This window comes from Curtobacterium sp. MCBD17_035 (assembly GCF_003234815.2).
Classification (GTDB): domain Bacteria; phylum Actinomycetota; class Actinomycetes; order Actinomycetales; family Microbacteriaceae; genus Curtobacterium.
Genome location: NZ_CP126279.1, coordinates 2,970,294 through 2,985,514, shown reverse-complemented (window position 1 = coordinate 2,985,514; position 15,221 = coordinate 2,970,294). Strand labels below are relative to the sequence as shown.

The window sequence follows — 15,221 nt, the reverse complement described above, 5'->3', positions numbered from 1 at the left end:
CGCCCGGACGAGCGCGCGACCCCCTGTGGAGCACTGTCCGGGCCGCGGCATGTGAACAAGTAGGCTGGAGGAGTTGTGCACGTGACAGGGGAGGCGTTCCGGTGACCGATCTCGTCGACACCACGGAGATGTACCTGCGCACGATCCTCGACCTCGAGGAGGAGGCGATCGTCCCCCTGCGCGCACGGATCTCGGAGCGACTCGGACACTCGGGTCCCACGGTCTCGCAGACCATCGCCCGCATGGAGCGCGACGGCCTGGTCGTCGTCTCCGGGGACCGCCACCTCGAGCTCACGTCGGAGGGTCGCCAGCGGGCCACCCACGTCATGCGCAAGCACCGGCTGGCCGAGCGCCTGTTGTCCGACGTCATCGGTCTCGACTGGGCCTTCGTCCACGACGAGGCCTGCCGCTGGGAGCACGTCATGAGCGAGCAGGTCGAGCGTCGGATCATCGAGATGCTCGGCCACCCGACCGAGTCCCCCTACGGCAACCCGATCCCCGGCCTCGACGAGCTCGGCGACGCCCCGGCCGGACGGTTCCTCGACGGCGTCCGGAGCATCGTCGCCGCGACCGACGGCTCGTCGACGGTGAGCACGGGGACCATCCGCCGCCTGGGCGAACCCGTGCAGTTCGAGCCGGAACTCCTCGCGCAACTCCGTGCCGCCGGGGTCATGCCGGGACGGACCGCGAGCGTGCAGCGCGCCGGAGCGTACGTCGCCGTGCGGGTCGAGGGCGAGGACCAGGGCCTCGAGCTGCCGGTCGAGGTCGCACAGCACGTGTACATCGGCAGCTGACGGCCGGGGATGCCGTCCCCCTCGGCGTACCCCGAGCGGTGGGCTGCGGGGTACCCGGATCGGGGCGCCTACACGACTTCCGGCGGTCCCGCCCGCGCGGCGTCGGAACATGTCAAAACGGCCTCTGACCAGGCTTTCTTGATCGAATCGTTACCAACTTGCTCGCAGGCCTCGACACCGTCGGAGGCGTTGCGTACACTCGACGAGTCCCGCAGAGCCTGGAAGCGAGCTGGCGGGAACCGTGGCAGGACGTCTCGAACCCGTCTCCTGCCTGATCGGAAACGATGACGAACGGATGGGGTTGCACCCGACGGCCTCGGTCGCGTGTGCAGTCGAGGCGCCGGAGACAACACTCTTGACGCAGACCGGTTCCACCACGGACGCCCAGCGAGCCGACACCACCACGGGTGCCGCCGCCCGTTCGACCGACATCCAGTTCGCGAGTCGCCGCGAGCGCCGCGCCGCCGAGGCCGCCGCCGCCCGCACGGGGTCGACCGCGCCCGTCGCACCGGTCGCGGTCGCCGCGACGACTGCCGCGGCGTCCGAGCAGGCCATCGTCGAGGCCGCACCCGCTGCCGAGACCACCCTCGTGGCGGCGACCGAGCCGGCCCCCAAGCCCGCCGTCGCGGCCGGCGCCGCCGTGGTTCGCTCCGTCGACCCGGAGCTCGAGGCTCCCATCGCGCCGGTCACATCGTCGTTCGCCAAGTCCCCGGTCGCCACCGCCGCCCGCCGTGCCGCCGCCAGCCGCGCGGCGGTCGCGAGCAGCGCCTCCCGGCCGGCCGCGCGCGGGAAGCGCAAGGTCCTGCCGGTCGCCGTCATGACGATCACGGCCGGACTCTTCGGCACCATGGCACTCCCCGCCATCGCCGCGACCGCCCCGCAGCCGACCGCCGGCTCGCAGCAGGCCGTCGCCCAGGGCAACCTCCGCTCGGCGGACAGCCAGTCGCTCACCGTCGCGAACACCGCGGCGCTCGCCGACACCGTCCGCGACGGCTACACCGCGACGGCCCCGAAGGTCGTCGCCCCGAAGGTCACCGCGTCCACCGCGACGACGACGACCACGACGAGCGACACCGCCCTCGCCACGGCTCGCGCGCAGACCGCCGCCTCGTACGCCTCGTACACCGGTCCGAGCGCCGCGGACTACGTCGCGAGCCCGAAGTACCCGAGCTTCAGCCTGTCGCAGGTCGTCTCGGTCGCAGAGCAGTACATCGGCACGCCGTACGTCTACGGCGGCGCGACTCCGGCCGGCTTCGACTGCTCCGGGTACGTCATGTACGTCTACGCCCAGTTCGGCATCTCGCTCGCGCACTCCGTGCCGCTGCAGGACGCCGCCGGCACGACGATCCCGACCTCCGAGGCCCAGCCCGGCGACGTCGTGATCTTCAACACCGAGGCGCACGAGGGCTTCTACATGGGCAACGGCATGATCATGGACGCCCCGAAGCCCGGCGGCTCGGTCAGCATCCGCCCGATCTGGACGACCGACTACCACATCGTCCGCTTCGGCATCAAGTGAACGGACGGGCCCAGGCCCGCTGAACGCACCGGAAACGGGTCCACACGCTCTCGTGTCGGGCCGGTTTCTGGGTTAACCTGGCGACACGGTCCACTCGACCTCGAACGGGAGATCACATGCCAGCCTGCCGCACGACCCGCACCATGGGTCGGCGCGCGCACGTCGACATATGGTCGACCACGACCTGCCGCGTGCCCCAGCACGCGCCCGCGAACTGAGCACCGCCCACCAGGGCGGTGCTCTTCTGCTTCCGGAGTCGGGTCACCCGCTCGAGGACCGAGGGGACCGTGAGCAGCGTCGTCCGCCTGGAAGCCGTCCAGGCACGTCGGAAGGGACCCCATGCGCACTCTCGTCCTCAACGCCGGTTACGAACCCCTCGCGGTGATCTCGTTCCGACGGGCCCTCGTCCTGGTCATGAACCAGAAGGCCACCGTCATCACCGCCGACGCCGACCACCCGGTATTCGGCTCCACCACGAGCTACGACCGGCCGTCGGTCATCGTCCTCACCCGGTACGTGCGCATCCCGCAGAGCCGGCTCGTCCCCGTGTCCCGCCGCGGAGTGTTGCGCCGCGACGGCAACCGCTGCGCCTACTGCAACCGGCACGCCACGACGATCGACCACGTGCACCCGAAGTCCCGCGGCGGTGCGGACTCGTGGGAGAACCTCGTGGCGTGCTGCCTGGCCTGCAACAACGTCAAGGGTGACCGCACCCCGCACGAGATGGGCTGGACGCTGCGCTTCCGCCCACGTGCTCCGCACGGCACGGCGTGGATCGTGCGCGGCATCGAGCGGCCGCAGCCGGACTGGGACGAGTACCTCGCCGCCGCCTGACCCGGCGGGCGTCGGACGGGAGGGACGGGGCCAGCGGGTGCCGGGCCTCCCGTCCGGCGTGTCTGCGGAATGCTGAACCAGCGCTCGGAGTTGCCCCGGAGGTGTCTGCACCCTCTGCACCTCCTGCTCGCTCCGGCGTGGGCCTGCGCTCCGAGCGCGGCCCGATCCTCCTGGCCCTGATGCTCGCGACCGCACTGGTCGCCCTCGACTCCACGATCATCGCGACGGCGTCGTCGTCCATCGCCAAGGACCTCGGGCACTTCCAGCAGCTGCCCTGGCTGTTCTCGGTGTACCTGCTCGCGCAGGCGGTCTCGGTGCCGATCTACGGCCGCCTCGCCGACGTGCTCGGCCGCAAGCGCCTGCTGCTCGTCGGGATCGGCCTGTTCCTGCTCGGCTCGGTGCTGTGTGGCGCCGCGTGGTCGATGCCCGTCCTCATCCTGGCGCGGGTCGTGCAGGGCCTCGGCGCGGGCGCCGTGCTGCCGATCTCGATGACGATCACGAGCGACATCTACACGCTCGAGGAGCGCGCGAAGACGCAGGGCTACCTCGCTTCGGTCTGGGGCATCGCCTCGGTCGTCGGGCCGACCCTCGGTGGCCTGTTCAGCCAGATCGGCGCGTGGCGGTGGATCTTCTGGATCAACATCCCGCTCGCCATCGTCGCCGGCGTCATGCTCATCCGCGCCTACCACGAGCAACGTGACGCGTCGCAGGACCGGCAGCGCATCGACTACCTCGGCGCGGCCCTGCTCGGCGGCGGGACGACCGCGCTCCTGCTCGGTCTGCTCGAGGGCGGGACGTCGTGGGCCTGGGACGCCCCCGCGTCGTTCGCGATCTTCATCGCCGCCGCGGTCCTCCTGGTCGCGTTCGTCGTCGTCGAGCTCCGCGTCGCGCAGCCGATCTTCTCGCTCGGCCTGCTGAAGCGGCGCGTGGTCGCCGCGTCCACGATCGCGTCGCTCATCATCGGCGTCATCGTGATGGGCCTGTCCACGTACGTGCCGATCTACGCGCAGGACGTCCTCGGGGCGTCGCCCCTCATCGCCGGGTTCGCGCTCGCGGCGCTCACCCTCGGATGGCCGATCTCGGCGTCGCAGGCCGGGCGCTTCTACCTGCGGTTCGGGTTCCGCGTCACCTCGGTCATCGGGTCGACCCTCGTGCTCATCGGTGCGGTGCTCACCATCACGCTCGCCGTGCACTCGTCGATCTGGCTCGTCGCCCTGTTCTGCTTCGTCATCGGCGCGGGCATGGGCCTGACCGCCGTGCCGACCCTGATCGCCGCCCAGTCGTCCGCCACCTGGAGCGAGCGCGGTGCCGTGACCGGCACGAACATGTTCGCCCGCTCGATGGGTTCGGCCATCGGCGTCGCGGTGTTCGGCGCGGTCGTCAACGCGCACGTGCAGCTCAACGCCGCCGGCGTCCCCGAGGGCGCCGGGCTCATGACCGCGATGCACCTGGTGTTCGTCGCGATCGCCGCGATCGCCGTCGTGCTCCTGGTCGCCGTGCTGTTCCTGCCGGGGCACCGGCGGGCGGCGCAGGGCGGGGTGGCGTCTGCCGCCGGGGCCGTTGATGACGCGGAGTCGGCGCTCGGCGCTGCGCCCGCGACCGCGCGGGCCGAGGCCGGGGCCGAGCAGCCGGTGGCGTCCGCGTAGGAGCCGCCCCACCCTCCACATCGATCGGACGGGAGGCGCGGCACCGGCTGGTGTCGCGCCTCCCGTCCGTGCGTGGTGGGGCCGGTAGAGTGGCTGGCGCCTGCCTCTGTAGCTCAATGGAAGAGCAGTTCCGTCCTAAGGAAAGGGTTGGGGGTTCGAGTCCCTCCAGGGGCACCACCGTCGTCGTCGCCGTGCCGGGATCGAAGGTCCAGCCAGCTCGGTAGCCGCGCCCTTGAGAGGTCCCTCCTCCTGCCCCCGGCGACCCCGGCACACCTCGTCCGCCGGTTTCTCCGACTGATCCGCGCGCTGCCATGGGTCGCAGGCGCGCTTCCAGGCGCCGAGAGGAGGCTCGAGGAGCGGCCACCACAGATCCGCTCGGGATCCTCTCGAGCGCGAGCGTGCGGGAGCCGTCGACGGAAGCGGCGACATCATGACCGACACCCATCTCCAATCCCTGGCTCTCGCCGGCGTCGTGGCCTCTGGCCTTCCCAACCCGCTCCCCGCCTCGTCGGCGCGGTACACCGTCCCGGCGGTGTTCAACCGTCGTCCCGAGCCCATGGAGGCCCAGGCGATCGTCACGAGCAGTGTCCGGAACGCCATGGCGACGGCGGGGTACCCCGAGGTCACGCTCGAGATCGCCGATCGTCGCCTCCTGATCGGTCACACCTCGTTGGAAGAGCTCGAGCAGGGTCTCGCGGAGGAGATCGCAACGGTGATCGATGAGATCAGCCGGAACGTGGCCGCGGAGAAGCAGCGACGGATCGATGTGGCACAGGGCGAGGCCGAGGACCGTGATGCGCGGGCGAAGGAAGTGACCCGCGCCGCGGAGAGGATCTCCTTCACGCCCCGGGGTCGAGCGTGAACGACGTGTACGCGGTCGTGGGCGGCCGCGAGTACCGCCTCGACGTCGTGGCCGATGGCCGGCAGCTCGACTCGTTGGTCAACGACCCCGGTGTGAAGCACGTCGACCTCGACGGGGGCGGCACGCTCGTCTACCAGGGTGGGCCCGGTTGCCCGGTCGTCATCGTGCAGCGGCCCCAATCGCGCTCCACGGCCGACGTCCACCGGTAGGCGATCGACCGAGACCCCGCGATCCGCGCGTGGATCTTCTCGAGCCGAGCAGCACCGCGGCAGCCTCAGCTCGAACCGCTGGTGCCCCGAGGATCGCGAGGACGAACCATGAGCGATCTGCCAGCCGGGACCGACGCGTTCCACGATCTGGCGTGGGTGGAGGGCGATGATGGTCTCGACGCGTTCCTCGGAGGACACCTCGTCGGCTCGGTGACCCACGAGCAGGGCTTCGCGGCGCGTTCGATCGACGGGACCGTCGAGGGAAGTCACCACAGTGTGGAGGCAGCACGAGCCGAGCTCGAAGGCTGGCTCCGATGGGTTCGCGCCCTGTCTGCGCAGCGCCGCAGGAACCATTGACGGCAGCTGCCACGACCTCCGCCCGCGCAGGCACAGCGCGAGCGTCGCCGATAGCCTGCCGTCCGTGGTTCCCGCGCTGCCCGTCCTCATCCCTGCCGCGATCGTCGTCTGGGTGCTCCTGTTGTGGCGGCTGCGGCAGCGCGACCGCCTGACCCTCTCGCGCACGATCACCGCTGGCGCCGCCTGCCTGTTCGGGATCGTGCTGCTCCGGTCGGTGCTGTTCCCCGCCCCGATCGTCCTCGGCGCGGAACGAGCCACGCTCCCGCCATGGCCGGTGTTCGTGCAACTCATCCCGGTGGCGACCGTGCCGCGCGACCCGTCGGGCATGGTCCTCAACATCGTCCTGTTCGTTCCGATCGGGGTGCTCCTGCCGTTCCTCGTCCGGGGATCCGTCATCCGACTCGGGACCATCGCGTTCCTGCTGAGCGTCACGATCGAAGTGGTCCAGCTCGTCGGCGACATGACCGTGAGCACGGGGCGTGTCGCCGACATCGACGACGTGATCGGCAACACCGTCGGGGCACTCGTGGGAATCGCGGTCGTCCGCCTCCTGTCGCGCGTACCACAGCTCTCGCGCGTCGCGACGCCGTTCGTGTGGTGTCCGAGTCCGGACCCGAGGTCACCGAGGCCCGGGAAGCGCGGAGCCTCAGCCCGCTCCCGGTGGGGATCAGGTCTGCACTGACGGATCGCGGTCGGGCGATACGACCGGCGTGGCCTGATGAGCGACCCGAGCGATCAACGGGTCCGCTTTCAAGGGGGCTGAGGCAGGGTGGCTCCTCCTCCGAGTTCGTGGCGCGGGGGCTCGGTCGGAGCTGGTGTGGAAGCGGTCCCCGGAGGAGACGGGATGGCCGAGCCCGCGCGACTGCGGTGATCGACCGGAGCGCGGACGCTGACGCCCATCGAGGTCTCTCGCCCGACCATTTCCGGATCACCCCTTGTCCACGCCGCGCAACTCGTGTTAACTCGCAGTCAGGAAGCGACGCAACACGAGTTGAACAAGGGAGTTCGCGATGACTCGTCTCATCCTCGACACCGACCTCGCCATGGGTGCCCCGGGCAGCGACATCGATGACGGGTTCGCGCTCGCCCTCGCGGTGGCCGAACCCGAGATCGACCTCGAACTGGTCACCACCGTCAACGGGAACACCGACGTCGAGAGCGCCACGCTCCTGACGCTCGAACTCCGCCGTCGGCTGGGCATCGACGTCCCGGTCGTCAAGGGCGCCCCGACACCGCTCGTCCACCCGGAGCGCCGGCGTGAGCCGTCCCCCGAGGTCGTCAGCACGTACGGGGTCGGCCTGGAGCCCGACCCGGGCCACGCGGCGCACCGGATCATCGAGCACGTGATGGCGAACCCGGGCGAGATCACGATCTGCGCGATCGGGCCGCTGACGAACATCGCGCTCGCTCTCACGATGGAGCCACGACTGGCGTCGTCGGTCAAGGAGATCGTGATGATGGGCGGCGTGTTCCTCGGCACCATGGCCCACCGGAGCATGCCGGGCGAGTTCAACGTGTGGGTGGACCCGGAGGCCGCCGCGACCGTGCTGCGCTCCGGTGCACCGCAGCGGTGGGTCGGTCTCGACGTCACGTTGCAGGTCCGACTCACCCGTGACGACGCTCGTCGTCTCACCGACTCGGGCCGCGACTTCGCCACCCTCGCGGGCGAATCGACGAACGCGTGGATCGACCACATCGCCGAGCGCGACCCGGGCGACCCGCGCAACCGCGATTCGTGCGCGATGCACGACCCGCTCGCCGTCGCGGCGCTGACGCACCCCGAGTTCCTCACCTGGGTCGACGCCGCGGTCGACGTTGTCACCGGCGACGGACTCGCGCGCGGCGTGCTCGTCACCGACCTCGGGCACGGGCCGGACGCACCCGCGCCGAACTGCAGGATCGCGACGGAGGTCGACGTCGCCGCGTTCACCGACCACTTCCTGGGGCGCATCGCCGACCTCTGAGCCGTCGGAGCGCCCGACCGGCACCCGCTCCGCCCGCTGCCCGCCACAACCGTCGCCCGCCCCGGGCGCCGGGCCGTTCACCGTACCCACGATCCGCACACCCAATGGAGGGACCAATGCGATCACACGTCCACCACGGCCGTCGTCGGCTGCTCGTCACCGCCGCCGGCGTCATCGCCGGCGCACTCGCCCTGACCGGATGCTCGAGCGGCGGGGGTGCCGCATCCTCCTCGGGGAGCTGGTCCATCCCGTCGAAGGACCCGAAGACCACCGTCAAGGTGCTCAGCATCCTCAGCCTCAAGTCCCCGGACAACATGCAGCCGGTCGTCGACGCGTTCGAGAAGGCACACCCGAACATCACGATCAAGTGGCAGACCGTGCCGTTCGACTCCCTCAACTCGACCGTCGACTCGCACGTGTCGAACAAGGGCGGTGACCCGGACCTCTACTGGGCGGACCAGCCGCGCATCGCCGCGCTGGCCAGCCGCGGTGAGGCCGAGGACCTGACGTCCCAGTTCGGCGGGTACTCGTCGTCGTTCGACAAGGTGTCGTACGAGACGGGCGTCCAGAAGGGCAAGCTGTACGCCCTCCCGATCGCGAACTCCACGCAGCTCCTGTACTACAACAAGGACCTGCTGGCGAAGGCCGGGCTCCCCACACCCTCCCCGTCCACGAGCAGCCGGATGACCTGGCAGGACCTGGCGTCCGACGCGCTGAAGGCCAAGCAGGCCGGCGCGCAGTACGGCATGACGTTCGGCCAGTTCGACCGCTACTACCAGCTCGAGCCGCTCTCGGTCCAGCTCGGAGGTTCGGTCGGCGCGGACGGCACGGACAACCTGACGCCGGACTTCACCAACAGCGCGTGGGTGAAGGCGATGACGTGGTACCGCTCGATCTTCGCCTCGGGCGCGGCTCCGAAGGGCATGACCGCTGACCAGACCGACCCCGCGTTCCTCGCCGGCCAGGTGGCGTACTCGGTCGAGGGGCCCTGGCTCCTGCCCGAGCTCCAGGCGTCGAAGGTGCACTGGGGCGTGGCACCGATGCCCGCCTTCGCGGACAGCAAGCAGGTCGCGACGCCGACCGGTTCGTGGTCCGTCGCGATGAACCCCTTCAGCAAGCAGAAGGACGCCACCGCGGTGTTCATGAAGTGGCTCGCGGTCGACAACGGCTCGGGCTACATCCGCTACCGGAGCAACCCGGAGCTCGCCGCGAACGTCAAGGGCAAGCAGCTCTACTTCGACAAGCCCGTGTTCCAGTCGGCTGCAGGGGCCGACGCGGCGAAGATCATAAACCACGAGACGTCGCAGACCGCGGTGTCGCGCGTCAAGACGATCGGCTACATCGAGTTCGAGTCCATCATCAACCAGGCCTACTCGGACATCCGGAACGGGGCCGACCCGAAGCAGGCGCTCGACGCCGCGAAGGCGAAGCTGACGACCGCCTGGGCGAAGTACAAGTAGGCCGCCCGTGATCTCGACCACCGACACCACGACCGGGGCGGCCCGCGCGCGCCGCCCCGGTCCCCGGACCGCACCCCGGGAGGTCCGCAACCGCTTCGGCACGCCCGTCCCGGTTCGGCGCCGCACCGGCCGCGCGGGCGCACGACGCGAGCTCGTCTGGGGCATCGTATTCCTCGCCCCCGCGGTCATCGCCCTCGCCGTCCTGCGGGTCGCCCCGACGATCGACGCCGTCGGGTCCAGCCTGCTCAAGGCGTTCCCGGGCGGCCTCATCCCCCCGACCTTCACCGGACTCGGCAACTACGAGTCGCTGTTCGGCGATCCGGCCTTCCTGGCGACGGTCGGCCGCACGCTCCTGTTCAACGTCGTCATCAACCCGCTGCAGATCGTGGTCGCGCTCCTCGTCGCCGTGCTCCTCACGCAGCGGATCCCGCTCGTCGGGCTCTGGCGGACACTCCTCGTCGTGCCGGTGACGATCCCGATCGTCGGCTCCTGCATCGCCTGGGGCGCGGCGTTCAACCCGCAGGGGCCGATCAACGCTGCGATCACCGCGATCGGCGGCGGCACGCAGCCGTTCCTCACCTCGCCGCGGCAGGCGCTGGCCTGCATCATCATCGTCGCGTCCTGGATCGGCATCGGCTACTGGATGATGTTCCTGGTGTCCGGCATCCAGGCGATCCCGGGCGAGCTCTACGAAGCGGCCAAGCTCGACCGCGCCGGTCCCGTCCGGACGTTCCTGCGGATCACCCTGCCGATGCTCCGTCGACAGCTGCTGTTCGTGCTCGTCGCCGACACGGTCGCGAACTTCGTGCTGTTCGTCCCCGTGCAGCTGCTGACGAACGGTGGACCGCAGGACAGCACCACGCTGCTCATGTTCGACGCGTACCGGACCACCTACGGGTACGGCAGCCAGAACCTCGGCTCGGCCGAGGTGATCGTGCTGACCGTGATCATGCTGGTGTTCGTCGTCCTGCAGTTCCGGCTGCTCCGCGAGGACGGAGAGGACGCATGACGGCCGACAGCGGCATGGTGGGCCTCCCGGCCGCGGTCGCGTCGACCGTGAGCGACGACGTCGCGTCACCCGGAGCACCCCGTCGGCGGCGGTGGTCGACGACCCGCTTCGTGCTGACGGTCGTCGCGATCGTCGTCAGCGCCGTCTTCATGCTCCCGGCGCTGTGGATCCTCATCGGGTCCTTCCGGCCGAACATGGACGTGCTCACGACCATGTCGCCGTTGACCTGGCGCCTGTTCGTCCCCTCGCGGGTGACGGTGCAGAACTACGTCGGGCTGCTCGTCCACGACGGCTTCGGCACGGCGCTCCTCAACTCGGCGATCGTGTGCATCGCGTCCGTCGTCGTCGGGATCCTCGTGTCCGCGGCCGCCGCGTACCCGCTCGCCGTGTACCGGTTCCGCGGACGGAACGTCGTCTTCGCCGTCATCGTGATCAGCTTCATGGTCCCCTTCGAGGCGATCGCCATCCCGCTGGCGCAGCAGTTCACGGACTGGGGGCTCGGCAACAGCCTCATCGGTCTGATCCTGCCCGGGATCGGGAACGGCCTGGCCATCTTCAACCTCCGGCAGGCGTTCCTCGGCATCCCGGTTTCCTACCGAGAAGCCGCCATGCTCGACGGCGCGAGCGAGCCGAAGATCCTCTTCTCGTTGTACCTCCGGATGTCCGGTCCGGCGCTGACGAACTCCGCCCTGCTCATCTTCCTCGCGCAGTGGACCTCGTACCTGTGGCCGCTGCTGGTCGTCACCGACGACTCGAAGCAGCTCGCGCCGGTGGCGCTCGCGTCGACGTTCGGGGAGCACAGCGCGAACTACGGCGAGAACTTCGCGGGTGCCGTCCTGCTGTCGCTCGTGCCGGCGATCAGTCTCTTCATCCTGCAGCGGTTCTTCGGCCGGCTGTCGATCGGAAGTGGTGAGAAGTGAGCACGGAAGCGCCGGGATCCGCGCACATCATCGTCGTCGGCTCGGCCAACCAGGACTACATCGTGCGGGTGACCGCTCCGCCTGCGCCGGGGGAGACGGTCCTCGCCCAGGACCTCCTGCGACAGCCCGGTGGCAAGGGAGCGAACCAGGCCGTCGCCGCAGCACGGCTCAACGGCGACGTGAGCTTCGTCGCCAGCGTCGGTGACGACCCGGACGGCACCGACCTCCTCCGTGGCCTGCGGAGCGAGGGCGTCGACACCTCGGAGGTCGAGATCATCGACCGCGGTCGGACGGGACTCGCGCTCGTGTCGGTGTACGACTCCGGCGAGAACGCGATCACGGTGGTGCCCGGCACGAACTTCGCGCTCACCGCGAGCCGCGTCGACCGGACGGTGCGACGCCTCGCGGCGGAGGCCGAGCGGGCGATCGTCGTCGTGCAGGCGGAGCTCCGACCGCAGATCATCGCGACGGCGCTCCGGGCGGGGGCGGAGGCGGGAGCGCGGTGCGTGCTGAACCTCGCTCCGTACCAGCGCCTCCCGGACGACCTGCTCGCGGTCTGCGACCCACTGGTGCTCAACGAGTCCGAGGCGACCGCGCTCGTCGGGCGGCCCATCGCGGATCCGGAGCAGGCCGCTGCGGCGGTCCGCACCCTGCTCGGTACCGCCCGTTCGGTGGTCATCACCCTCGGCGCGCAGGGCGCCTGCTGGGCCGACTCGGGAGGCGAGGGGCACCTCCCCGCCACGCCACCGGACCGGGTCGTCGACACGACCGGCGCCGGCGACGCGTTCGTCGGTGCACTCGCGGCGACGCTCGCGCGCGGCGGCGGGCTCGGCGAGGCGACCGCGATCGGTGTGGCCGCCGGGACGTTCGCGGTCCGCACGCCGGGGGCGCAGTCCTCGTACCCGACGCTCGCCGACCTCACGACGGAGAGGGCCGTCACCGGACCGATCAGCTGACGCGGGAAGATCGACCCATGCCAGTGACACGGTCGGACGTCGCTCGGGCTGCGGGGGTCTCGCCCGCCGTCGTGAGCTACGTCATCAACAACGGGCCGCGCCCCGTCTCCGCCACCACCCGCGAGCGGGTCGAGGCGGCGATCGCCGACCTCGGGTACCGACCGAACGCCATCGCGTCGTCGCTCCGCAACGGCAGCACCCGGTCGATCGGGTACCTCACGCCGAACCCCCGCGATCCGTTCATGGCGGAACTCGGGGAGTCGGTGGAGCGGCAGTTCAGCGCTCGGGGCTACCTCGTGCTCACCGGCAACACGTACTTCGACCGGGCACGTGAGGAGCGGTACCTGCAGTCGTTCATCGACCGCAACGTCGACGGCCTCGTGTTCGCCCCCGGGGTCTCGCTCGCCAGCACCCCGACGTGGCAGGCCGATCGCCCCGTGGTGAGTCTCGACGGAGCGGGGACCCATCCGGGCTGGTCGACCGTGAGCGCCCAGGACGCGTTGGACGCCGCGACCGCCGTCGGGCACCTGGTCCTGCAGCACGGGCACATGCTGGTCGCCTGCATCGCCGGGACGCCGCGGCTCACCAGCGAGGCGGAGCGCATCGCCGGGTGGCGCACCGCGACCGGGAGCGAGGGACTGCCCTCCGGACCGGAACTGCTCGCCTACGGGGAGATCTCGGAGGAGGGTGGGTACTCGGCCGCCATGCAGCTCCTGAGCAGTCACGGTCGTCCCTGGGTCGTCCACGGCCGCGGCCCCACCGCCGTCTTCGCCACGAACGACGCCCAGGCGGTCGGCGTCATCTCCGCCTGTGCGGAGCTCGGGCTCCGCGTCCCCGAGGACGTCGCCGTCGTCGCAGTGGGAGGCACGCGGATCGCCCCGTACACCGTGCCGCCGCTGTCGACGGTGCGGCAGGACGTTGAGCTGATCGCGGAACTCGCCGCCCGGCAGCTCATCGCAGGCATCGCGGACCCGACGGCTCCGGCAGCGCGCAGTCGGCTCCGTGGGAACCTCGTCGTCGCCCGGAGCTGCGGGTGCGAGCTCCTCGCCCCGTCGGCCGTGGACCACGGGACGACGACGACTGGGAGACCGACGAGCAGGTGACGCGGTTCGACTCGGCTTTCGTGCCGGCGGCGCCGACGGCGGGATACTGGTTCCGTGCGTGAACTCCAAGCGGCCATCGCCGCCGACCTCGACGTCCAGCCGGTCATCGACCCGGAGCAGGAGGTGGCGCGCCGTGTCGCCTTCCTCCGGGACTACCTGCTCGCCACCGGCGCCAAGGGCTTCGTGCTCGCGATCAGCGGCGGTCAGGACTCCTCGCTCGCCGGGCGTCTGTGCCAGCTCGCCGTCGAGTCGCTCCGGGCCGAGGGGCATCCGGCCGAGTTCACCACGGTGCGCATGCCGTACCGCGTGCAGGCCGACGAGGACGACGCGCAGCTCGCGCTCCGCTTCATCGCCGCCGACCCGGGCATCACCGTGAACATCGAGCACGGGGTCGACGGCGTCGTCCAGGACGTCGCCGAGTCGGGCACCGCCCTGAGCGACTTCGTCAAGGGCAACGTCAAGGCCCGTATGCGGATGGTCGCGCAGTACGCGGTCGCCGGGCAGCGCGGTCTGCTCGTCGTCGGCACCGACCACGCCGCGGAGGCCGTGACCGGCTTCTTCACGAAGTACGGGGACGGCGGCGTCGACATCACCCCGCTGACCGGCCTGACGAAGAGCCAGGGCCGTCAGCTCCTCGAGCACCTCGGCGCGCCGGCGCGGCTCTACGAGAAGGCGCCCACGGCCGACCTGCTCGACGACCTGCCCGGTCAGACCGACGAGGCGAACCTCGGCCTCAGCTACGCCGAGATCGACGCGTACCTGCAGGGGCACGACGTGCCCGAGGAGGTCGCCGAGGCGATCGAGACCCGCTACCGGGCCACCGAGCACAAGCGCCGCGTGCCCGCGACGCCGTTCGACACCTGGTGGGGCGGCGCCAGCCCGCGTCCGTAGGGCGCGTCAGAGCTGGTCAGGCCGCGCACGACGAACCGTGTCGGGAACAGGAGGGGACATGCCGGTGGTCGATCGAGTGAGAGCAGTGAGCCTCGCGGCTGCGCCGGTGAGTCCTCAGCACGGCGCGGGCGTTCCTCCATGGCTGTTCGTCGCGGGGATCATCGTGGTTTTGGCCATCGCCGCCGTGCTCTTCGTCCGCTCGCGCGGGCGATAGCGCTGCGCCGCCGATGCGACTCCGGCCCTCCGCGAGGGACCGGGGCCTTCGAGCAAGGGACGCGCAGTTCAGATCCCCGCTCCGGCCCGGCTGCGTCGCGATGTCCGTCCGTCGTCCTTCGATGAACGGTGCCCTACCGTCGCCGCGGCTCCCGGTGGTAGTAGACCGTCATGGTGAGGTCATCCTCGCCGTCGGTCACCTTGCTGCTGAAGGTGACGTCCTGCACGTCGACGTCACCGAGGCCGTCGATGGCGTCGGCGAGCCGACGAAGCAACGCCGGGACGCTGCCCTGCCCCTTCCCCTCGGGATTGCTCAGGGAGAAGTGGTTGATCGTCCAGCCCGCAGGGATCACGTCGGCAGCGTACTGGGACGCCGCAGAACTCGACGGCGTGGAGCGGGACGCGGTCGTCCGAGCGGCACCGGTCAGGAGGCCGGAACGGCCCGGCGCGCGAGAGCGAACGAGCGATGGAGCCGATGGTGCTC

General features: G+C 70.7%; 16 protein-coding genes and 1 tRNA gene. 16 read left to right on the top strand and 1 reads right to left on the bottom strand.

The genetic code is table 11. The annotated features are described in order from the left end of the window. Positions 1-101: 101 nt before the first annotated feature. From DEI93_RS14020 to nadE, 16 genes are all read left to right on the top strand, one after another. Positions 102-794, top strand: a complete 693-nt coding sequence (locus tag DEI93_RS14020) for an iron-dependent transcriptional repressor DtxR (protein WP_111010491.1) — start codon at positions 102-104, stop codon at positions 792-794. Positions 795-1,149: 355 nt separating this feature from the next. Further along, on the top strand, positions 1,150-2,313 hold the full coding sequence (locus DEI93_RS14015; protein WP_146244415.1) for a C40 family peptidase: 1,164 nt from the start codon (positions 1,150-1,152) through the stop codon (positions 2,311-2,313). Between the two features lie 339 nt (positions 2,314-2,652). Then, the gene (locus DEI93_RS14010; protein ID WP_111010489.1) at positions 2,653-3,147 is read left to right on the top strand and encodes an HNH endonuclease; all 495 of its coding nucleotides are present in this window, start codon (positions 2,653-2,655) and stop codon (positions 3,145-3,147) included. Between the two features lie 179 nt (positions 3,148-3,326). After that, positions 3,327-4,793 carry an MDR family MFS transporter gene (locus tag DEI93_RS14005; protein ID WP_111119953.1) on the top strand — a complete coding sequence of 489 codons (1,467 nt, stop codon included), beginning with the start codon at positions 3,327-3,329 and terminating at the stop codon, positions 4,791-4,793. 102 nt (positions 4,794-4,895) lie between these two features. Further along, positions 4,896-4,970 (top strand) — tRNA-Arg (locus DEI93_RS14000). Between the two features lie 253 nt (positions 4,971-5,223). Further along, positions 5,224-5,655, top strand: coding sequence for a hypothetical protein (locus DEI93_RS13995; protein WP_111119893.1), 432 nt, complete (start codon positions 5,224-5,226; stop codon positions 5,653-5,655). Next, positions 5,652-5,864 (top strand): hypothetical protein, encoded by a 213-nt coding sequence (locus DEI93_RS13990; RefSeq protein ID WP_111010487.1) that lies wholly within the window; start codon positions 5,652-5,654, stop codon positions 5,862-5,864. The genes DEI93_RS13995 and DEI93_RS13990 overlap by 4 nt, the downstream gene beginning before the upstream one ends. Positions 5,865-5,972: 108 nt before the next feature. Then, positions 5,973-6,221: a hypothetical protein gene (locus DEI93_RS13985; protein WP_181436051.1), complete on the top strand. Its 249-nt coding sequence runs from the start codon at positions 5,973-5,975 to the stop codon at positions 6,219-6,221. A gap of 64 nt (positions 6,222-6,285) precedes the next feature. Beyond that, positions 6,286-6,903 carry a VanZ family protein gene (locus DEI93_RS13980; RefSeq protein ID WP_181436052.1) on the top strand — a complete coding sequence of 206 codons (618 nt, stop codon included), beginning with the start codon at positions 6,286-6,288 and terminating at the stop codon, positions 6,901-6,903. Positions 6,904-7,231: 328 nt separating this feature from the next. Further along, complete coding sequence (locus DEI93_RS13975; RefSeq protein WP_111119895.1) at positions 7,232-8,185, top strand: nucleoside hydrolase; 954 nt, start codon at positions 7,232-7,234, stop codon at positions 8,183-8,185. Positions 8,186-8,301: 116 nt separating this feature from the next. Beyond that, complete coding sequence (locus tag DEI93_RS13970) at positions 8,302-9,645, top strand: ABC transporter substrate-binding protein (protein WP_111119896.1); 1,344 nt, start codon at positions 8,302-8,304, stop codon at positions 9,643-9,645. 7 nt (positions 9,646-9,652) lie between these two features. Continuing rightward, positions 9,653-10,654 (top strand): carbohydrate ABC transporter permease, encoded by a 1,002-nt coding sequence (locus DEI93_RS13965; protein WP_258372250.1) that lies wholly within the window; start codon positions 9,653-9,655, stop codon positions 10,652-10,654. Continuing rightward, complete coding sequence (locus DEI93_RS13960; RefSeq protein WP_258368609.1) at positions 10,651-11,574, top strand: carbohydrate ABC transporter permease; 924 nt, start codon at positions 10,651-10,653, stop codon at positions 11,572-11,574. Before DEI93_RS13965 ends, DEI93_RS13960 begins: the two co-directional genes overlap by 4 nt. Continuing rightward, positions 11,571-12,530: a ribokinase gene (locus DEI93_RS13955; protein WP_111119897.1), complete on the top strand. Its 960-nt coding sequence runs from the start codon at positions 11,571-11,573 to the stop codon at positions 12,528-12,530. Before DEI93_RS13960 ends, DEI93_RS13955 begins: the two co-directional genes overlap by 4 nt. Before the next feature lie 17 nt (positions 12,531-12,547). Then, positions 12,548-13,633, top strand: a complete 1,086-nt coding sequence (locus DEI93_RS13950; protein WP_111119898.1) for a LacI family DNA-binding transcriptional regulator — start codon at positions 12,548-12,550, stop codon at positions 13,631-13,633. A 54-nt stretch (positions 13,634-13,687) separates the two neighbouring features. Beyond that, positions 13,688-14,524: an NAD(+) synthase gene (gene nadE, locus DEI93_RS13945; RefSeq protein WP_111013127.1), complete on the top strand. Its 837-nt coding sequence runs from the start codon at positions 13,688-13,690 to the stop codon at positions 14,522-14,524. A 347-nt stretch (positions 14,525-14,871) separates the two neighbouring features. On the opposite strand, the gene DEI93_RS13940 is transcribed toward nadE, so the two are convergent. After that, entirely contained in the window at positions 14,872-15,090 is a 219-nt protein-coding gene (locus DEI93_RS13940) for a hypothetical protein (protein ID WP_220035662.1), read from the bottom strand. Positions 15,091-15,221: the final 131 nt, after the last annotated feature.